This window comes from Bradyrhizobium diazoefficiens (assembly GCF_016616885.1).
Taxonomy (GTDB): domain Bacteria; phylum Pseudomonadota; class Alphaproteobacteria; order Rhizobiales; family Xanthobacteraceae; genus Bradyrhizobium; species Bradyrhizobium diazoefficiens_F.
The window spans coordinates 1,287,236-1,305,565 of record NZ_CP067102.1; the positions used below are offsets into that span (position 1 = coordinate 1,287,236).

Here is an 18,330-nt window from a genome sequence, read left to right on the forward strand (position 1 = left end):
CGCCATCAGTCCGTGATGAAGCCGTAGGTGCCGCGATAGTTCTTTGCCGGTTCGGTCCGGCCCGGCACGCCATAGATGCGATTGATGTTGCCGATCAGTTCGGCCTGCGGATCCGCGGGCGCCGCGAAGCCGTCATCCGGCCGCGACAGGTCCTTTGGCGACGCCGCGCGAACGACATAGGGCGTCACGATCACGACCAGCTCGGTCGTGTTGTTGACGAAGTCGCGGCTGCGAAACAGGCTGCCGAGGACCGGGAGCTGCATGAGCCCCGGCAATCCGCTGATCGCCTGCTTGGTCTGCTGCTGGATCAGGCCGGCCATCGCCATCGCGCCGCCGGAGGGAATTTCCAGCGAGGTTTCGGCGCGGCGGGTCTTGATCGACGGCACTGTCAGCGAGTTGACCGAGGTCGAGGTCACGGCCTGCGACAGCGTGATCGCATTTTCGTTCGACAGTTCCGAGACCTCGGTCATCACGTGCAGGCTGATCTTGCCTTCGGTCAGCACTACGGGGGTGAAGTTGAGCGAGATACCGAACTTCTTGAAGCTGATCTGGGTGGTACAGACATGCGTGGTGGGATCGCAGGCATAACCTGCCGGCACCGGGAATTCGCCGCCGGCGATGAAGGTCGCGGCCTCGCCGGAGATCGCGGTCAGGTTCGGCTCGGCCAGCGTCCGGATCACGCCTGCGGTTTCCATCGCCCGCAGGGTGGCCTGCACCGACGGCGTCGCTCCGAACTTGGTGTTCAGAGCGTTGCCGTCTACGAGATTTTTGCCAAGCGCCGTGAACGGGTTGGAGTTGCTGAAGGTCACCACCGAGGTGCCGTAGTTCAGGTTCGCGGTGAGATCGATGCCGAGCTGCTTAATGACGCTGCGTGCGACTTCGGCGACCGTCACCTTCAGCATCACCTGGTCGCGGCCGCGGACCACGATCGAATTCACCACCTTTTCGGCGCCGCCCGCAAGGCGTGCGGCGAGGTCGTTGGCCTGCTGCGCTTCGAGCGGGTTGGCCGCAGTCCCGGTCAGGATGATGCCGTCGCCGAGACCGTCGATCTGGATGTCGGAATTGGGCAGGATCTGCTTCAGCGCCGCACGCACGCCGTTGAGGTCGCGCTTGACCGCGATGTCATAGGCCGCGATCTGCTGGCCGGCGGAATCGAAGAACACGATGTTGGTCTGGCCGACTGTGGCGCCGATGATGTAGGCGCGCTGGGACGAGCGGACCACCGCGTTGGCGATCTTGGGATCGGCAACCAGCACATCTTTGATGTCGCGCGGCAGGTCGATCACGATCGACTTGCCGACGCCGAGCGACAGGAAGCGCGCATTCATCTGGCCGTCGGCTGCAACCGGCGCCGCGGGACGGTAATCTGCTGCAATCACGGGCGTCAGCGTGGGGTTGAGCGTCAGCGCGAGAGCGGCCGAGAACGACAGGGCGCGAACCATCGAGGTCCGCATCGTCGCCAGACCTGGCCTGCATTTCATATCGACTGCCCTCATCGTGCCTTCGCCGCCTGGGTTGGAATGCCGTAGCGAATGATCGAAACGCCATCGCGCTTCTGCGCGGAATCATCGAGCGTGATCTCGCTGGTCTTGACGTCGGCAATGCTGCGCAGCGCCAGCGACAGCGTTCCGGCCTGGCGGGACGAAGAGAGCAGCTGGGTTTGTGCGGCATTGAGTTCCAGCGTCACGGTCTTGCCGACCACCGCGTTCTGGCCGTCCTTCTCCTTCGGCGCCTGGTCGATGGCGAGCACGCGGACATTGACCAGAATGACCTCGGACGTGACGATATCCTGGGCGCCGGCGCTCTGGTCCGGGTTCTTGAGGCGGCGCGTCAGCAGCACATCGACGCGATCGTTCGGCAGGATGAAGCCGCCCGCGCCGGTCTCCGGCGAGATTTCGGTGGAGATGGCGCGCATGCCGCTCGGCAGGATCGCGGCCATGAAGCCGGACCCGTCAGCCTTGACCAGCTTCTGGTCGCGGATCGGCTCACCCTGGATGAAGGGGGCGCGCGCGATCGAGCCCACGACTTGAGTCGCGCCCTCGGGGCGTTCGCTGCGGCGGATGAAGGTGGAGCTGGCGGTCGCGGTCGGCCAGGTCTGCCACTGCACGTCTTCCGGCTTCACGGTCTGGCCGAGCCCGATGTCGTTCTTGGCGACCAGTACGTCGGTGGTGGGAAGCTGTGCGACCGGAGCCATTGGAGGCGGCGCAGAGTCCGAGCCGCTCGCCAGATACGCGGCGACGCCGCCGGCGCAGATGGCGACCGTCAGGACGACTATGCGTGCCCTATTCATACGCTTCACTTTCCACAGAACGCCGCGACGTTGCCGCCGCCGTAATCGGCAGTTGACCAGCTATTCGTCAAAGCATGGTTAATGAGGCGTATCTAAATCGGCTTAACGCAGGGTTTATCCGGGCGTTCAGCGCAGCGCGAGGTGAGCGAGGTCGATCGCTTTCACCCATTCGGTCTCGGGGTAGACCATCAATGCGCCAAGTGCGAGCGCGATGCCGTAGGGAATGCCGGTCTGCTTGTCGTGGAGCCGTGCCAGCCAGGCCTGGCCGGCAAGCCCGTAAGGCAACGGCCATTGCCTGAACTGGAGTAAGAGCAGGGTCAGCGCGCCTCCGAACAGCGATGCGTAGAGCAGGAAGTCCATCAATGGGGCGAAGCCGAACCAGAGCGCCACGGAGGCTGCGACCTTGGCGTCGCCGCCGCCCATCCAGCCCATCGCAAAGCAAGTGAAAGCCGCGACCAGGAGCAGCACGCCGGCGCCGACATGGCTCAGCATCTCGTAAGGTGCCATGCCACCGGCAAAGGCGAGCACGAAGAAACCGACCACCAGCGCCAGCGAGACGCGGTTCGAGATCGTCATGGTGAAGAGATCGCTAGCGGCTGCGAACGCCATCAGGGCCGGGAAGAGCAGAAGGCGCGCGAGGTCGAGGATCATGGGCTGCGTCTTGAGGCCTGGGTCTGTCGCCCGGATCGGGGCGTCGGCGCATGCTAGCGGGCAGTGCTAAACAAACCGACAACGATCGCAGCTGCCGCGGGGCCGGCGACCGGCGCCGCAAGGCTCACCACATGCTGGCGATGCGCATCGCGAGCGTGACCATGGCAAGCAGCAGCGCGAGGCAGACCCAATAGGCCGACGCGTCACCTCGCGCTGTGTCCGCCTCGTTCGCCGCAATCGCGGCATCGGTTCTGTGCTTACGCAACGCCACTGGAACTCGCACTATCCAAAAAACAAAGGCCCCGGAAATCCGGGGCTTTTGCCGTCGTCTGCCGGTCGGCTTACTTCAGCGAGGTGCTGATCGAGGCGAACTTGCCGTTCAGCGTGGTGCCGAGTTGGTTGACGACGGCGATGATGGCCAGCGCGATGCCAGCGGCGATCAGACCGTATTCGATGGCGGTGGCGCCGGATTCATCCTTCGCGAAACGCGCAATCAGGTTCTTCATGAACTAAACTCCATCTGGGTGAGGTCGCCTCGATCGGCGCTGTCTTGACACGGCGAAGATGTGAGCCGAGCTCTTTCGGTAGAGTTAATTCGATCGGTCAAACGCGCGCCTCGCGCGATGCTTTTGGCCAGAGTGAATTTCGCCTTAAGGCGGCCGTCTCAATTCATTCCAGCTCCGAATGCGCCGTCAACTTCATCCTCCCTTAAATTTCGCGGAGTAGGCGTAAGGGGGATCAGCAGACTGGAACAGAAGCGATGATGTCGAGCCTACCCATGCAGGTCGCCCTGATGCTCGGCGATACCGTCCAGAAGGTGATCCCTGTCACTCTCATGCTCGCAGTGGTCTTCACCGTGCTCGAGCATTTCTGGGCCTGCAATGCCGGTCCGTCGTGGTGGCGCAAGCGCGAGATCGTGACGGACATCTGCTACTGGTTTTTCGTGCCGGTGTTCGCCCGCACCATGCGGATCGGACTCCTGATCGTCACCGCGGGCATCGTCTTCAACATCCACGACGCCGACGAGCTGATCGCCTTCTACGACAATGGCCACGGCCCGCTGTCGCAACTGCCGCTCTGGGTGCAGGGCGTGCTGTTCCTGGTCCTGGCCGACTTCATGCTGTACTGGCTGCACCGGTTGTTTCACGGCGGCGGGTTCTGGAAGTATCATGCGGTCCATCATTCCTCCGAGGAGATCAGCTGGATCTCGGCGGCCCGCTTCCATCCGGTCAATCTGATGCTCGGCACCATCGGCGTCGACGTCGTGCTGCTGATGGCCGGCATTTCGCCGAACGTGATGATCTGGGTCGGCCCGTTCACGACCTTCCATTCGGCCTTCGTGCACGCCAATCTGAACTGGACCTTCGGGCCATTCAGATATGTGCTGGCGACGCCGGTGTTCCACCGCTGGCACCACACCTCGCTCGAGGAGGGCGGCGACACCAATTTTGCCGGCACCTTCCCGATCTGGGATGTGCTGTTCGGGACCTTCCGCATGCCGAAGGGCGAACTGCCGCAGGATTACGGCAAGGACGAAGCGACAATGCCGAAGGAGATCGGCGGTCAGCTTGCTTACCCGTTCCGCCAATAGGATTGCACCCAGCGCCGGGGCGACAAAAACGCCAGTCCGTTCAAACAATACCTGCCGAGTTTGCGGAACGTTCACGAATTACAGGCAGGTTAACCGGGTCGGGCGCCGGCTCCGCTTCCTGATCGATTCTGCCGGTTTGTGACGTCCCGGGGTAAGAGTATGCGTAAAGAGTTCCTGCGCCGTCATGCGCGCATCTGTCTCCTGGCTGCGGCTGCGATGCTGGCTTCGCCGGCCATCGGCCTTGCCGAGCCCACCGCCGATACTATCGCGGTCAATGTCGACCAGGCCAAGCTCGTGCGGCTGCCCGGCAAGGTGGCAACGATCGTGGTCGGGAATCCCCTGATCGCCGACGTGACGCTGCAGCCCGGCGGGATGATCGTCGTGACCGGAAAGGGTTACGGCGCCACCAACTTCATCGCGCTCGACCGTGGCGGCGAGATCCTGGTCGATCGGCAGATCCAGGTCGAAGGCCCAAGCGACCGGCTCGTCACCGTCTATCGCGGGATCGAGCGGGAATCCTATAGCTGCCTGCCGATCTGCCAGCGCCGCGTCACGCTCGGCGACAGCGACAACTACTTCAGCACCACGATGAGTCAGGCCGGCTCGCTGAGCAGCAGTGCCAGTGGCAGCGGCGGCGCGGCTGCCAAGACGAACTAGCAAGACGAACTAGCAAGACGAACTAGCAAGACGAACTGGCAGCCGAGAGGCCGAGGGGCGGGACCATCCAGTCCCGCGCGGCGTTGTCGTCTGTGGCTGGCCTAGCGGGCGAGCTCGTCGATACCGCATAAAAAAGGCCGTGCATCCCGCACGGCCTTTTTCGTTGTCGGTGCGCTCGCGCTGGAAATCAGCCTGCGTCGCGGAGGTTGTCGGCAGCCGACTTGCCGGAGCGGCGATCGGCGACGATCTCGTAGGAGATCTTCTGGCCTTCGCGCAGCGAGCCGAGGCCCGCACGCTCGACCGCGCTGATGTGAACGAACACGTCCTTGCCGCCATCGTCGGGCTGGATGAAGCCAAAGCCCTTGGTCGCGTTAAACCACTTCACGGTTCCCATGCTCACGGGGTAGTCCTTCTCAGATATGCAGTGTCGAAGCCCACTTTCGCAGGCGGGTTAGATCGAATTTCTGGAAGGGTCGTCAGCGTGTCTGAACCGGCTGTACCGGTGGATGCTAATATCGTCCGGCCGAAAATCGATTAACCGATTTTATTGGAAATAAGGCCGCAAAACAATCCTGACGCGCACGATTTTTTGATCCGCCGTGATGCCCAGGCGGATCAGCATACAGGTCGGCATTTTACTTCCGCGCTCGCGCGTGGATGGCCCGCTTAGCGGCGGCGGAACTGGCCGCCGCGCTGCCCGGGACGAGGAGGCCCGCCCACTCCGCTGGGACGTTCGTCCTTGTGGCGGAAAATCAGCCGGCCCTTTTCGAGGTCGTAGGGCGACATCTCCACCGTCACGCGGTCTCCCGCCAGCGTCTTGATGCGGTTCTTCTTCATCTTGCCGGCGGTGTAGGCGACGATCTCGTGCCCGGCGTCGAGCTGCACGCGGTAGCGCGCGTCGGGGAGGATTTCGGTGACCAGTCCTTCGAACTGGATCAGCTCTTCCTTAGCCATGAATTTCTCCAGGTCGTGGACGGCTAGTGCGAATGGGGTTTGCGGTTCGGGTGGCCGTTCGGCCGACTCTCACGGCGCAAAAAGGCCACGCCTTGTATCCCATCAGGCGTCCCCGCGCTATGCGCTGAACGCTGTTCCGGGCGGTCGGTTTGCGAAGACTGCATCTTTCCACCGGCGCGACGATTGCGAGATCCCTTCGAGGCCTTCGGGCCATTAGCGGGCCTCCCCTCGACACGCCGTCCGTCAGCATGCCGCGCCTCGCTATGCCGGCCTTCACCGGACCGTCCGTCGCCCTGCTTGCCGGCGCTGTGGTGGCGTCCATCGCCATGCCTTTCGTCGCTACGCCGTCCGTCATTGTGCCGTGCGCCTTGCGGACGCTGGCCCGGGCGGCCGCCCGGCCGGCCCTGCCGTTGCTGCTGCGGGGGAGCGCCCGCATCGCGGCGGCCGGCATCGGTGCGGAGGTCCTCGCGCGGCAGCGCCACCTTGATCAGCCGCTCGATGTCGCGGAGATAACTGAGCTCCTCGCCGCCTGCGACCAGCGAGATCGCGGTGCCGTCGGCGCCGGCGCGCGCGGTGCGGCCGATGCGGTGCACATAGGTCTCTGGCACGTTGGGCAGGTCGAAATTGATGACGTGGCTGATGCCGTCGACGTCGATGCCGCGGGCAGCGATGTCGGTGGCGACCAGGGTGCGGATCTCGCCGGAGCGGAACTGGGCGAGCGTGCGCTCACGATGGTTCTGCGACTTGTTGCCATGGATGGCACTGGCGGCGATGCCGGCCCTCTCCAGCGTCTTCACGACCTTGTCGGCGCCGTGCTTGGTGCGGGTGAACACCAGCGCGCGGTTGATCGGCTCGTCCTTCAGGAGCTTGGTCAGGAAGGCGGGCTTGGCCGAAAAATCGACCTGGATGATGCGCTGGTTGATGCGTTCGGCGGTCGAGGAGACCGGAGTCACCGCGACGCGGGCGGGGTCACGCAGCATGGCATCGGCGAGCTCGGCGATGTCCTTCGGCATGGTGGCCGAGAAGAACAGCGTCTGCCGCTTGATTGGCAGCTTGGCGACGATTTTGCGGATGTCGTTGATGAACCCCATGTCGAGCATGCGGTCGGCCTCGTCGAGCACGAGGAATTCGACGCTGCCAAGCTTCAGCCCGTTGCTCTGCACGAGGTCGAGCAGGCGGCCGGGGGTGGCAACCAGCACGTCAACGCCCGGCATCAGGGCACGGACCTGGCGGCCCATCGGCACGCCGCCGATGGCGAGCGTCGAGGATAGGCGGATGTGGCGCCCATAGGCGTTGAAGCTGTCGAGGATTTGTCCCGAAAGTTCGCGCGTGGGCGACAGCACCAGCACGCGGCAGGTCTTGGGCTGCGGCTTGATACGGTTCTCCAGCAGGCGATGCAGGATCGGCAGCGCGAAGGACGCGGTCTTGCCGGTGCCGGTCTGGGCGATGCCGACGACGTCGCGGCCGGTCAGCGCCGTGGGAATCGTCTGGGCCTGAATGGGGGTGGGGGTGACGTAATTCTCTTCGGTGAGGGCACGCGCGATGGGTTCGGCAAGGCCGAAGTCCTGAAAGGAAGTCAAAAGAGGGCTCTTTTCATATGTCAAAAGCGGGCGCCCGGCGCAGTTAGCGGGGCACGCGCAAAGGGGTGTCGTGAAGACACCTGCGTGTTTGGGGTGTCGGATGGCTTGGGAGATATGGGGCAAGCCAGACGCCCGTAGAGGGCTTAAGAACACGCGGCTCGCAACGACCGCTCGATTCGCAAGCGATCTCCACAGTCATATGGAACATTGACGCGGCGCTTTCAAGGCAGGCGTTCACCTGGCGTCGATTGCGGTGCAAAAATAGTTATGCCGGAATTTTAGCCATCGGCGGCATTTTGCTCAAAAAATAAACTGGCTGCCGCATAAGCAACCATTTTATTCGCCCAAGTTTTGAGCAGGAAGGCTCCGACTAAACTTCGATTGCGGCAGAATTGTCTAGACTGACCAATCACTTGGCAGGTGCTCAGCCCATGGCATGGTTCTTGCGATTCCGTTAATCGCAGGCGGCCGTGGGGCCGTTTCGCAGCGTTTTTCACGTCTGCGTCAGGGAGATGATACATCCATGCCTACCAAATCCATTCACGATATAGCGGCGTCATTTAGCCGCCGCGGCGTTCTCGCCGCGACCACCGGACTGATGCTCGGTCTGGCGTCCATTTCCGGTGCCAAAGCCGCGGACGACACCATCAAGGTCGGCGTCCTGCACTCCCTCTCCGGTACCATGGCCATCAGCGAAACCACGCTGAAGGACACCATCCTTTTCCTGATCGACGAACAGAACAAGAAGGGCGGCGTGCTCGGCAAGAAGCTCGAGGCCGTCGTCGTCGACCCCGCCTCGAACTGGCCGCTGTTCGCCGAGAAGGCGCGCGAGCTGATCACCAAGGACAAGGTCTCGGTCGTGTTCGGCTGCTGGACCTCGGTGTCGCGCAAGTCGGTGCTGCCGGTGTTCAAGGAGCTCAACAACATCCTGTTCTACCCCGTGCAGTACGAGGGCGAAGAGTCCGAGCGCAACGTGTTCTACACTGGTGCCGCGCCGAACCAGCAGGCGATCCCGGCCGTCGACTATCTGATGAAGGACGAGAAGGTGAAGCGCTGGGTGCTCGCGGGCACCGACTACGTCTATCCGCGCACTACCAACAAGATCCTGGAGGCCTACCTGAAGTCGAAGGGTGTCGCCCAGGAAGACATCATGATCAACTACACGCCGTTCGGTCACTCCGACTGGCAGACGATCGTGGCCGACATCAAGAAGTTCGGGTCGGCCGGCAAGAAGACCGCGGTGGTCTCGACCATCAACGGCGACGCCAACGTCCCCTTCTACAAGGAGCTCGGCAACCAGGGCATCAAGGCGAAGGACATCCCGGTGGTCGCGTTCTCGGTGGGTGAGGAAGAGCTCGCCGGCATCGACACCAAGCCGCTGGTCGGCCATCTCGCCGCCTGGAACTACTTCGAGTCGATCAAGACCCCGGCGAACGAGAAGTTCATCAAGGACTGGCAGGCCTACACCAAGAACCCGAAGCGTACGACCAACGACCCGATGGAAGCCCACGTGATCGGCTTCAACATGTGGATCAAGGCCGTCGAGAAGGTGAAGTCGACCGATCCGGACAAGGTGATCGATGCGCTTCCCGGCATCGAGGCGCCGAACCTGACCGGTGGCGTGTCGAAGATGCTGCCGAACCACCACATCACCAAGCCGGTGTTCATCGGCGAGATCAAGGGCAACGGCCAGTTCGACGTGGTCTGGAAGACCCCGGGTCTCGTCGCTGGCGACGCCTGGTCGAAGGAGCTCGACGGCTCCAAGGACCTGATCGGCGATTGGGTCGGCAAGAAGTGCGGCAACTTCAACACCAAGACCAACAAGTGCCTCGGCTCCGGCTCCTGATCCGGATCTGACGTTCGACTGCACAATGGGAGAAGACGGCTATTCCGCCGTCTTCTCCCCACTTCTGCCGGGGTGATCCACAGTGCCAACCAATCTATCCGCTCGTCTCTCTACCTTTGTGCTCTCGCTGTTCCTGATCGCGTTCGCGCTGCCGGCCTTTGCCGGTCCGTTCGAGGATGCGGTCGCCAAATTTGCCAACGACGATTATTCCGATACGGACGAAGCGATCAGCGCGGTCGCAAGCAGCGGCAACAAGCTTGCCTTTCCCATCATCAACGCGCTCCAGGACGGCCGTCTCATGGCCGATCCGGACAGCAAAAAAGTTTACGTCACCGGCACCGACGGCAAATCCATCGACGCCGCGACCGGCGAGCCCGTGGCCAGCGTGCCCGACAGCGCCAGCGCCGTCCGCCTCAACAACCGCCTGCGCCGCAGCGTCGACGCCGCGATCGGCAGCCTGACGCTGCAGTCGCCCGATCTGGGCGCGCGGCTCCAGGCCGCGCAGTCCGTCTTCAAGTCGCATGAGGAGACCGCGCTCGAGCCCGTCGAAAGCGCGCTCGCCAAGGAAACCAACAGATCGGTCAAAGCCGCGCTCGGCGACGCCCGCGCGGCCATCCTGCTGTTCAAGTCCGACGCCACGGAGGTGCAGAAGCTCGAGGCCGTCGCCACCATCAAGGCGCGCGGCGATCAGGAGGCGCTGGCGCTGTTGTCCGACATCGGCACCGACCAGCCGGCCTCCGTCACGAAGGCGGCGGCGAGCGCGATCAGCTCGATCCAGAGCTCGCTCGCAGTCTGGTCCACGGTGCAGAATGCCTGGTACGGCCTGTCGCTCGGCTCGGTGCTGCTGCTCGCCGCGATCGGGCTCGCCATCACCTTCGGCGTGATGGGCGTGATCAACATGGCCCATGGCGAGATGGTGATGATCGGGGCCTACACCACCTTCGTGGTGCAGGAGGTGATCCGCACCCGCTACCCCGCCCTGTTCGACTATTCGCTGCTGATCGCCGTGCCGCTCGCCTTCCTCGTCGCCGGCGCCATCGGCGTGCTGATCGAGCGCAGCATCATCCGCTTCCTCTACGGTCGGCCGCTGGAGACGCTGCTTGCGACCTGGGGCCTGTCGCTGGTGCTGCAGCAGGCGGTGCGCACCATGTTCGGCCCGACCAACCGCGAGGTCGGCAACCCCTCCTGGATGAGCGGCGCGTTCGATCTCGGCCAGATCACCATCACCTATAACCGGCTCTGGATCCTCGTCTTCACGCTCGCGGTGTTCATGATCCTCCTCGCGATGCTGCGCTATACCGCGCTTGGTCTCGAGATGCGCGCGGTGACGCAGAACCGTCGCATGGCGGCCTCGATGGGCATCGCCACCTCGCGCGTCGACGCGCTGACCTTCGGGCTCGGCTCCGGCATCGCCGGCATCGCCGGCGTGGCGCTGTCGCAGATCGACAATGTCAGCCCCAATCTTGGCCAGAGCTACATCATCGACAGCTTCATGGTCGTGGTATTCGGCGGGGTCGGCAATCTCTGGGGCACGCTGGTCGGCGCCTTCACGCTCGGCATCGCCAACAAGTTCCTGGAGCCGGTCGCCGGCGCCGTGCTCGGCAAGATCGCGATCCTGGTTCTGATCATCCTGTTCATTCAAAAGCGGCCGCGCGGCCTGTTCGCGCTCAAGGGCCGTGCGGTGGAAGCATGACCCTTCACATGCTGACGCGATCGCTGGACCGCGGCGCGGCGATCTTCCTCGCGATCGTTGCTGCCTGCGGCATCCTCATCCCGCTCTCCAACCTGCTGCTGCCGGCGGGCTCGTTCCTGCAAGTGCCGACCTATCTGGTCGCGCTGTGGGGCAAATATGTCTGCTACGCCATCCTCGCGCTGTCGATCGATCTGATCTGGGGCTATTGCGGCATCCTCTCGCTCGGCCACGGCGCCTTCTTCGCGCTCGGCGGCTATGCCATGGGCATGTATTTGATGCGGCAGATCGGCAGCCGCGGCGTCTACGGCAATCCGATCCTGCCCGACTTCATGGTGTTCCTGAACTACTCGAAACTGCCGTGGTACTGGCACGGCTTCGACATGTTCTGGTTCGCGGCGCTGATGGTGTTGTTTGTGCCCGGCCTGCTTGCCTTCTGCTTCGGCTGGCTTGCGTTCCGCTCCCGCGTCACCGGCGTTTACCTGTCGATCATCACGCAGGCGATGACCTATGCGCTGCTGCTCGCCTTCTTCCGCAACGATTTCGGCTTCGGCGGCAACAACGGCCTGACGGACTTCAAGGACATTCTGGGCTTCAACGTCCAGGCCGAGGGCACGCGTGCCGCGCTGTTCGCGCTGAGCTGTCTGGCGCTGATCCTCAGCTTCCTGATTTGCCGCTCCGTCGTGTCCTCCAAGCTCGGCAAGGTGCTGATCGCGATCCGGGATGCGGAATCGCGCAGCCGCTTCCTCGGCTACCGCGTCGAATCCTACAAGCTGTTCGTGTTCACGCTGTCGGCCTGCATGGCGGGCGTGGCTGGCGCGCTCTATGTGCCGCAGGTCGGCATCATTAACCCCAGCGAATTCGCGCCGGGCAATTCGATCGAGGCGGTGATCTGGGTCGCGGTCGGCGGACGCGGCACGTTGATCGGCGCGGCGCTCGGCGCCGTCGTCGTCAATTACGCCAAGACGTTCTTCACCTCCGGCGCGCTCGCACCTTACTGGCTGTTCATGCTGGGCGCGATGTTCATCCTGGTGACGCTGCTGCTGCCGAAGGGCATCGTCGGTACCTTCAATGCCTGGCGGGAAGCGTCGAAAGAGACGCGTCCTGCGCAGGCCCACGCGAGTGCGGCGGCCGAAGACGGCGTCACCGAACCTGATATGGCGGAGAAGCGGTCATGAACGTCATGGATACCCGTGCGACCTCCGCAATGCTCTATCTCGACGGCGTGCACGTCTCGTTCGACGGCTTCCACGCCATCAACAATCTGTCGTTGACGCTCGAACCCGGCGAGATGCGCGCCATCATCGGCCCGAACGGCGCCGGCAAGACCACGATGATGGACATCATCACAGGCAAGACCAAGCCGGACGAGGGCACCGTACTGTTCGACGGCGTCACCGATTTGACGCGGCTGGACGAGACCCGCATCGCCGAGCTCGGCATCGGCCGCAAATTCCAGAAGCCGACGGTGTTCGAAAGCCAGACCGTGCAGGACAACCTCCTGCTCGCGCTCAATGTCGATCACAGCGTCAGGGGCACACTGTTCTGGCGCGGCAGCACGGCGGAGTCGGATCGCATCGACAAGGTGCTGGAGACGATCCGCCTCACCGAGGCCCGCAACCGCCTCGCCGGCAGCCTCAGCCACGGCCAGAAGCAATGGCTCGAGATCGGCATGCTGCTGGCGCAGGACCCAAAACTGCTCCTCGTCGACGAGCCGGTCGCAGGCATGACCGACGTCGAGACGCATCTCACCGCCGAGCTGCTCAAGGAGATCAACAAGACCCATACGGTCATGGTGGTCGAGCACGACATGACGTTCGTGCGCGAGCTCGGGGTCAAGGTCACCTGCCTGCATGAAGGCACCGTGCTTGCGGAGGGAACCATCGACCAGGTCTCGTCCAACGAGCGGGTCATCGAAGTCTATCTGGGGCGCTGAGCGATGCTTGAGGTCAAGGACATCAACCTGTTCTACGGTGCGGCCCAGGCGCTGCGCGGCGTGTCGATCGCGGCCGAGCCGGGCAAGGTGACGTGCGTGCTCGGGCGTAACGGCGTCGGCAAGACCTCGCTGTTGCGCGCCATGGTCGGACAGTATCCAATCTCCTCGGGCGCGATCGTGTTCGACGGCAGCGACATCACGAGCCTCAAGCCCTATGAGCGGGCGCGCAAGGGCATCGGCTTCGTGCCGCAGGGCCGCGAGATCTTTCCGCTTCTGACGGTCGAGGAGAACCTCAAGACCGGCTTCGGCCCGCTCAAGCGCGAGGACAAGCATATCCCGGACGACGTGTTCTCGCTGTTTCCGGTGCTGGAGTCCATGCTCGGCCGGCGCGGCGGCGATCTCTCCGGCGGCCAGCAGCAACAGCTTGCGATCGGGCGTGCGCTGGTGATGCGGCCGAAGCTGCTATTGCTCGACGAGCCGACCGAGGGCATCCAGCCCTCGATCATCAAGGACATCGGCCGTGCCATCTCTTACCTGCGCAACCTCGGCAACATCGCGATCGTGCTGGTCGAACAATATCTCGACTTTGCCTGCGAGCTCGGCGACAGTTTCGCGGTGATGGATCGCGGTGCGGTGAAGTTCACCTGCGACCGCTCCAATCTCGACGCCAGCGAGATCAGCCGCCAGATGGCGCTGTAAGCCGGGAAATTGTAGGCTCAAAAAATCCTGCCGCGGCCGGCTGGAGGAGACGGATGCGCAGCGACGCCTTGGTCACATCTTTGGCGACATCTTCGGTGTTCGAAGCCAATCGCGCCCGCGGCGTGGTGCGCTTCGACGTGCACGCCCGCGACGGCGTGACGCGGCGTGGTACCTTGCATGAATCCGGCTCGCTCCGCGTGCGGTTTCCCTCGCCGGAGGACGATGGCCTGTCCGGCGTGCTCGTCAACACGGCCGGCGGCGTCGCTGGCGGCGATCGCTTCGACATCGAGATCTCGGCCGCCGACGCTGCGCGTCTGACGCTGACTACGGCGGCCGCCGAAAAGGTTTATCGCGCGCCGGGCGCGGCTGCGCAGCTCAACATTTCCCTGAGGGTTGCCGCTGGCGCGCATCTTGGCTGGTTGCCCCAGGAGACGATCCTGTTTGATCGCGCCCGGGTTCGTCGCCGCTTCGACATCGAACTCGACGAGGCCGCCTCGCTCCTGCTTTGTGAAATCGTCGTGTTCGGCCGTACCGCCATGGGCGAGCGCGTGGAGCAGGGCGAATTCGTCGACCGCTGGCGGTTGCGCCGTGGCGGCAGGCTGGTCTTTGCCGAGACCATCAGGCTCGACGGCAATATCGGCGCCAAACTCGCGCGCGCGGCGGTCGCCAACGCGGGTGCTGCGATCGGCACGGCCCTGATCGTGCCCGGCGATGGGGCGCTGGTCGAGCGCATTCGTGAGGCATCGGAATCTTTCGCGGGCGAGGTCGGAATCTCGGCCTGGAATGGCTTTGCAATGGCGCGGTTCTGTGCCCAAGATGCGGCGCGTTTGCGCGCCGACATGATGGCCGTGCTGGCGCGCACAGGCGCGGCCTTGCCGCGACTCTGGCTGAATTGATGGCTGGCTGAATTGAAGTGTTGAACGGAAGAGATTTCGCATGAACCTGTCTCCCCGCGAAAAGGACAAGCTTCTGATCTCGATGGCGGCGATCGTGGCGGGCCGCAGGCTCGACCGCGGCGTCAAGCTCAACCATCCCGAGGCGATCGCGATCATCTCCGATTTCATCCTTGAGGGTGCGCGCGACGGCCGCACCGTCGCCGAGCTGATGCAATCCGGCGCGCAGGTGCTGACCCGCGACCAGGTGATGCCGGGCATCCCCGAGATGATCCACGACATACAGGTCGAGGCGACGTTCCCCGATGGCACCAAGCTCGTCACCGTGCACGAACCGATCAGGTAGTTTGAATTCGTCATTCCGGGGCGCCGAAGGGTGAACACGGAATCCAGTGGTTTTGGTTTCGAGATTCCGGGTTCTCGCTGCGCGAGCCCCGGAATGACGAGGAGGATAGAATGATCCCCGGCGAACTCTTCATCCAGGACGGCGAGATCGAGCTCAATGCCGGCCGCAAGACCGTGACGCTGACGGTGGCCAACACCGGCGACCGCCCGATTCAGGTCGGCTCGCACTACCATTTCTTCGAGACCAATCCGGCGCTGAAGTTCGACCGCAAGAAGTCCCGCGGCATGCGCCTCGACATCGCCGCCGGCACCGCCGTCCGCTTCGAACCCGGCCAGACCCGCGACGTCCAACTGGTCGCGCTCGCCGGCAAGAAGACCATTTACGGTTTCCGTGGCGACGTCATGGGGAAGCTGTGAACTCCACAGGAACGAGCAAAGCCTGGCAGGGTTGAGGCGAAAACGGAGGTTCTTGCCATGCTGTCACCGATCCGCCTCGTTTCCGAAGCCGCCGAGCTCGCCGCGCGCCGCCACAACGGCATGGCGCGCAAGGGCCGGGGCGAGGAGCCCTACATCAATCATCTGGCCGAAGTCGCGAACCTGCTCGCCGATGCGACCGATGGCGCCGATGCCGAGCTGGTCGCGGCCGGCTGGCTGCACGACACGATCGAGGACACCGGCACCACGCGTGAGGAGCTCGCGCAGAAATTTTCCGATCGTGTCGCCTCTCTCGTCGTCGAATGCACCGATGATATGAACCTGTCTCAGACGGAACGACGACAGAAGCAGATCGAGGACGCCCCGCATAAATCGCCGGGCGCCAAGCTCATCAAGATCGCCGACAAGGTCAGCAACATCCGCGCGCGCATCGTGCCGAACCCGAGCGATGTGCAGCGCAACGATCTCGGCGCCTATGCGATCTGGGCGGAGCATGTCGTGGCGGGCTGCCGAGGCGCCAATGCCAGGCTGGACTCGATATTCGATGAGACGGTGAAGGCGGCGAAACGCCTGTTTTGATGATGTGGGGAATTGGGGGCTGACATGTCCGTGAAGATGAAGCGTTCCGTCTATGCCGACATGTTCGGCCCGACCACCGGCGACAGGGTGCGGCTGGCCGACACCGATCTCATCATCGAGGTCGAGAAGGATTTCACCATCTATGGCGAGGAGGTGAAGTTCGGCGGCGGCAAGGTGATCCGTGACGGGATGGGACAGTCGCAGGTCACCAACAAGCAGGGTGCGGCCGACACCGTCATCACCAATGCGCTGATCGTCGACCATTGGGGCATCGTGAAGGCCGACGTCGCCATCAAGGACGGCATGATCGCTGGCATCGGCAAGGCCGGTAATCCCGACATCCAGCCGGGCGTCACGATCATCATCGGCCCCGGCACCGACGTGATCGCGGGCGAGGGAAAGATCCTGACCGCCGGCGGCTTCGACAGCCACATCCATTTCATCTGCCCGCAGCAGATCGAGCACGCGCTGATGTCCGGCGTCACCTCGATGCTGGGCGGCGGCACCGGCCCCTCGCACGGCACCTTCGCCACGACCTGCACGCCCGGCCCCTGGCACATCGGGCGAATGATCCAGTCTTTCGATGCCTTCCCGGTCAATCTCGGCATTTCCGGCAAGGGCAATGCGTCGCGCCCTGCCGCGCTGGTCGAGATGATCAAGGCCGGCGCCTGTGCGCTGAAGCTGCACGAGGATTGGGGCACCACGCCGGCCGCGATCGACAATTGCCTGTCGGTGGCCGACGATTACGACATTCAGGTCATGCTGCATTCCGACACGCTGAACGAATCCGGCTTCGTCGAGGACACGATCAAGGCGTTCAAGGGCCGCACCATCCACGCCTTCCACACCGAGGGCGCGGGCGGCGGTCACGCGCCTGACATCATCAAGGTCGCCGGTCTGAAGAACGTGCTGCCGTCCTCGACCAATCCGACGCGGCCCTTCACCCGCAACACCATCGACGAACATCTGGACATGCTGATGGTGTGTCACCACCTCGATCCCTCCATTGCGGAAGATCTGGCGTTCGCAGAGAGCCGCATTCGGAAAGAGACCATCGCGGCCGAGGACATCCTGCACGACCTCGGCGCGCTCTCGATGATGTCCTCGGATTCCCAGGCGATGGGCCGTCTTGGCGAGGTCATCATCCGGACCTGGCAGACCGCCGACAAGATGAAGAAGCAGCGCGGGCAGCTCGCCCAGGACAAGGGCAAGGACAACGACAACTTTCGCGTCAAGCGTTACATCGCCAAGTACACGATCAATCCCGCGATCGCGCACGGCGTATCAAAGCTGATCGGCTCGGTGGAGAAGGGCAAGCTCGCCGATCTCGTGCTGTGGTCGCCCGCCTTCTTCGGCGTCAAGCCGGACTGCATCGTCAAGGGCGGCTCGATCGTCGCGGCGCCCATGGGCGACCCCAACGCCTCGATCCCGACGCCGCAGCCGGTGCATTACCAGCCGATGTTCGGCGCCTTCGGCAAGGCGCGCACGGCGTCGTCTGTGGTCTTCACCTCGAAGGCAGCCATCACCGGTGGCCTCGCGCGAAAGCTCGGCATCGAGAAGAAGCTCTATGCGGTCCAGAACACCCGCAGCAAGATCTCGAAGAAGAGCATGATCCACAACGACGCCACGCCCAATATCGAGGTCGATCCGGAGACCTATGAGGTGCGTGCCGACGGCGAATTGCTCACTTGCGCGCCCGCCGAGGTGCTGCCGATGGCACAGCGATATTTCATGTACTGAAATAGCGCCTCAACGCATGTTCCCGGAGCCTGCCCGATTGCATGTCTTGGGACGGCTTTTCCGGTTTTGCGTTCGAACCGGGCTGGTCTAAGGTCCCGCCCGGTATCGTAATCTTTAGAAGAAAAGCCGGGAGGATTTCTCGTGATCTACGTCGTTGCCACCTTGACCATCAAGCCCGAAACACGCGCCGAATTCATTGCAGCCGCCACCGCCTGCATCAAGGAAACGCGGAAAGAACCCGGCAATATCGCCTATGATCTGCATGAGAGCGTCACCGATCCCAGCAAGATGGTGTTCGTCGAGCAGTGGGAGAATGCCGAAGCACTGGTGCCGCATCGCGGCCAGGAGCACATGAAGACGTTCGGCCGCGTCGCGGTAAAATGCTTCACGGCGCCGCCGAAGATCGAAGTCATCACGCCCGAAAAGGTCGAGACGAGGTAACAG

General features: G+C 63.5%; 21 protein-coding genes. 13 read left to right on the forward strand and 8 right to left on the reverse strand.

All coding sequences use genetic code 11. The annotated features are described in order from the left end of the window. Positions 1-5 precede the first annotated feature (5 nt). From JJC00_RS05975 to JJC00_RS05995, 5 genes are all read right to left on the reverse strand, one after another. The gene (locus JJC00_RS05975) at positions 6-1,481 is read right to left on the reverse strand and encodes a type II and III secretion system protein family protein (protein WP_200473988.1); all 1,476 of its coding nucleotides are present in this window, start codon (positions 1,479-1,481) and stop codon (positions 6-8) included. Between the two features lie 11 nt (positions 1,482-1,492). After that, positions 1,493-2,290, reverse strand: a complete 798-nt coding sequence (gene cpaB, locus JJC00_RS05980) for a Flp pilus assembly protein CpaB (RefSeq protein WP_200471800.1) — start codon at positions 2,288-2,290, stop codon at positions 1,493-1,495. 126 nt (positions 2,291-2,416) lie between these two features. After that, positions 2,417-2,941, reverse strand: a complete 525-nt coding sequence (locus tag JJC00_RS05985; protein ID WP_200471801.1) for an A24 family peptidase — start codon at positions 2,939-2,941, stop codon at positions 2,417-2,419. 124 nt (positions 2,942-3,065) lie between these two features. Then, a complete protein-coding gene (locus tag JJC00_RS05990; RefSeq protein WP_200471802.1) occupies positions 3,066-3,212 on the reverse strand; it encodes a hypothetical protein in 147 nt (48 codons plus the stop codon). Positions 3,213-3,282: 70 nt separating this feature from the next. Further along, positions 3,283-3,447: a Flp family type IVb pilin gene (locus tag JJC00_RS05995; protein WP_200471803.1), complete on the reverse strand. Its 165-nt coding sequence runs from the start codon at positions 3,445-3,447 to the stop codon at positions 3,283-3,285. Positions 3,448-3,704: 257 nt separating this feature from the next. Between JJC00_RS05995 and JJC00_RS06000 the strand changes: the two genes are divergently transcribed. Both JJC00_RS06000 and JJC00_RS06005 read left to right on the forward strand, forming a co-directional pair. Continuing rightward, positions 3,705-4,532 (forward strand): sterol desaturase family protein, encoded by an 828-nt coding sequence (locus JJC00_RS06000; RefSeq protein WP_200473989.1) that lies wholly within the window; start codon positions 3,705-3,707, stop codon positions 4,530-4,532. A gap of 159 nt (positions 4,533-4,691) precedes the next feature. After that, a complete protein-coding gene (locus JJC00_RS06005; RefSeq protein ID WP_200471804.1) occupies positions 4,692-5,189 on the forward strand; it encodes a pilus assembly protein N-terminal domain-containing protein in 498 nt (165 codons plus the stop codon). Positions 5,190-5,376: 187 nt separating this feature from the next. On the opposite strand, the gene JJC00_RS06010 is transcribed toward JJC00_RS06005, so the two are convergent. The 3 genes from JJC00_RS06010 to JJC00_RS06020 form a co-directional block, all read right to left on the reverse strand. Next, positions 5,377-5,589 carry a cold-shock protein gene (locus tag JJC00_RS06010; RefSeq protein ID WP_148776819.1) on the reverse strand — a complete coding sequence of 71 codons (213 nt, stop codon included), beginning with the start codon at positions 5,587-5,589 and terminating at the stop codon, positions 5,377-5,379. A gap of 266 nt (positions 5,590-5,855) precedes the next feature. Next, entirely contained in the window at positions 5,856-6,143 is a 288-nt protein-coding gene (gene infA, locus JJC00_RS06015; protein ID WP_008131890.1) for a translation initiation factor IF-1, read from the reverse strand. Positions 6,144-6,166: 23 nt separating this feature from the next. Next, complete coding sequence (locus JJC00_RS06020; protein ID WP_200471805.1) at positions 6,167-7,723, reverse strand: DEAD/DEAH box helicase; 1,557 nt, start codon at positions 7,721-7,723, stop codon at positions 6,167-6,169. 523 nt (positions 7,724-8,246) lie between these two features. On the opposite strand from JJC00_RS06020, the gene urtA reads away from it, so the two are divergent. From urtA to JJC00_RS06075, 11 genes are all read left to right on the forward strand, one after another. Beyond that, the gene (gene urtA / locus JJC00_RS06025; protein ID WP_200471806.1) at positions 8,247-9,569 is read left to right on the forward strand and encodes an urea ABC transporter substrate-binding protein; all 1,323 of its coding nucleotides are present in this window, start codon (positions 8,247-8,249) and stop codon (positions 9,567-9,569) included. 82 nt (positions 9,570-9,651) lie between these two features. Continuing rightward, on the forward strand, positions 9,652-11,262 hold the full coding sequence (gene urtB, locus JJC00_RS06030) for an urea ABC transporter permease subunit UrtB (protein WP_200471807.1): 1,611 nt from the start codon (positions 9,652-9,654) through the stop codon (positions 11,260-11,262). Continuing rightward, positions 11,259-12,437, forward strand: coding sequence for an urea ABC transporter permease subunit UrtC (gene urtC / locus JJC00_RS06035; protein WP_200471808.1), 1,179 nt, complete (start codon positions 11,259-11,261; stop codon positions 12,435-12,437). The genes urtB and urtC overlap by 4 nt, the downstream gene beginning before the upstream one ends. After that, positions 12,434-13,195 carry an urea ABC transporter ATP-binding protein UrtD gene (gene urtD / locus JJC00_RS06040; protein WP_200471809.1) on the forward strand — a complete coding sequence of 254 codons (762 nt, stop codon included), beginning with the start codon at positions 12,434-12,436 and terminating at the stop codon, positions 13,193-13,195. The genes urtC and urtD overlap by 4 nt, the downstream gene beginning before the upstream one ends. A 3-nt stretch (positions 13,196-13,198) precedes the next feature. After that, positions 13,199-13,894, forward strand: coding sequence for an urea ABC transporter ATP-binding subunit UrtE (gene urtE / locus JJC00_RS06045; protein ID WP_200471810.1), 696 nt, complete (start codon positions 13,199-13,201; stop codon positions 13,892-13,894). A gap of 53 nt (positions 13,895-13,947) precedes the next feature. Beyond that, positions 13,948-14,790 carry an urease accessory protein UreD gene (locus JJC00_RS06050; RefSeq protein ID WP_200471811.1) on the forward strand — a complete coding sequence of 281 codons (843 nt, stop codon included), beginning with the start codon at positions 13,948-13,950 and terminating at the stop codon, positions 14,788-14,790. Between the two features lie 40 nt (positions 14,791-14,830). Continuing rightward, entirely contained in the window at positions 14,831-15,133 is a 303-nt protein-coding gene (locus JJC00_RS06055) for an urease subunit gamma (protein ID WP_200471812.1), read from the forward strand. 110 nt (positions 15,134-15,243) lie between these two features. Beyond that, entirely contained in the window at positions 15,244-15,549 is a 306-nt protein-coding gene (locus JJC00_RS06060; RefSeq protein ID WP_092227079.1) for an urease subunit beta, read from the forward strand. 57 nt (positions 15,550-15,606) lie between these two features. Next, on the forward strand, positions 15,607-16,146 hold the full coding sequence (locus JJC00_RS06065; RefSeq protein ID WP_200471813.1) for an HD domain-containing protein: 540 nt from the start codon (positions 15,607-15,609) through the stop codon (positions 16,144-16,146). Positions 16,147-16,170: 24 nt separating this feature from the next. Further along, a complete protein-coding gene (ureC, locus tag JJC00_RS06070) occupies positions 16,171-17,886 on the forward strand; it encodes an urease subunit alpha (RefSeq protein ID WP_200471814.1) in 1,716 nt (571 codons plus the stop codon). A 141-nt stretch (positions 17,887-18,027) separates the two neighbouring features. Next, positions 18,028-18,327 (forward strand): putative quinol monooxygenase, encoded by a 300-nt coding sequence (locus JJC00_RS06075; RefSeq protein ID WP_027530199.1) that lies wholly within the window; start codon positions 18,028-18,030, stop codon positions 18,325-18,327. The last annotated feature ends 3 nt before the right edge of the window (positions 18,328-18,330 follow it).

What these genes read in the sequence shown, in the direction of transcription:
- urtA (WP_200471806.1), top strand. Translation starts at nt 8,247, where the DNA reads ATGCCTACCAAATCCATTCACGATATAGCGGCGTCATTTAGCCGCCGC.
- JJC00_RS06055 (WP_200471812.1), top strand. Translation starts at nt 14,831, where the DNA reads ATGAACCTGTCTCCCCGCGAAAAGGACAAGCTTCTGATCTCGATGGCG.
- JJC00_RS06060 (WP_092227079.1), top strand. Translation starts at nt 15,244, where the DNA reads ATGATCCCCGGCGAACTCTTCATCCAGGACGGCGAGATCGAGCTCAAT.
- ureC (WP_200471814.1), top strand. Translation starts at nt 16,171, where the DNA reads ATGTCCGTGAAGATGAAGCGTTCCGTCTATGCCGACATGTTCGGCCCG.
- urtC (WP_200471808.1), top strand. Translation starts at nt 11,259, where the DNA reads ATGACCCTTCACATGCTGACGCGATCGCTGGACCGCGGCGCGGCGATC.
- JJC00_RS05985 (WP_200471801.1), bottom strand. Translation starts at nt 2,941, where the DNA reads ATGATCCTCGACCTCGCGCGCCTTCTGCTCTTCCCGGCCCTGATGGCG.
- JJC00_RS06050 (WP_200471811.1), top strand. Translation starts at nt 13,948, where the DNA reads ATGCGCAGCGACGCCTTGGTCACATCTTTGGCGACATCTTCGGTGTTC.
- infA (WP_008131890.1), bottom strand. Translation starts at nt 6,143, where the DNA reads ATGGCTAAGGAAGAGCTGATCCAGTTCGAAGGACTGGTCACCGAAATC.
- urtE (WP_200471810.1), top strand. Translation starts at nt 13,199, where the DNA reads ATGCTTGAGGTCAAGGACATCAACCTGTTCTACGGTGCGGCCCAGGCG.
- cpaB (WP_200471800.1), bottom strand. Translation starts at nt 2,290, where the DNA reads ATGAATAGGGCACGCATAGTCGTCCTGACGGTCGCCATCTGCGCCGGC.
- JJC00_RS06000 (WP_200473989.1), top strand. Translation starts at nt 3,705, where the DNA reads ATGTCGAGCCTACCCATGCAGGTCGCCCTGATGCTCGGCGATACCGTC.
- JJC00_RS06005 (WP_200471804.1), top strand. Translation starts at nt 4,692, where the DNA reads ATGCGTAAAGAGTTCCTGCGCCGTCATGCGCGCATCTGTCTCCTGGCT.
- urtD (WP_200471809.1), top strand. Translation starts at nt 12,434, where the DNA reads ATGAACGTCATGGATACCCGTGCGACCTCCGCAATGCTCTATCTCGAC.
- JJC00_RS05995 (WP_200471803.1), bottom strand. Translation starts at nt 3,447, where the DNA reads ATGAAGAACCTGATTGCGCGTTTCGCGAAGGATGAATCCGGCGCCACC.
- JJC00_RS05975 (WP_200473988.1), bottom strand. Translation starts at nt 1,481, where the DNA reads ATGAAATGCAGGCCAGGTCTGGCGACGATGCGGACCTCGATGGTTCGC.
- JJC00_RS06065 (WP_200471813.1), top strand. Translation starts at nt 15,607, where the DNA reads ATGCTGTCACCGATCCGCCTCGTTTCCGAAGCCGCCGAGCTCGCCGCG.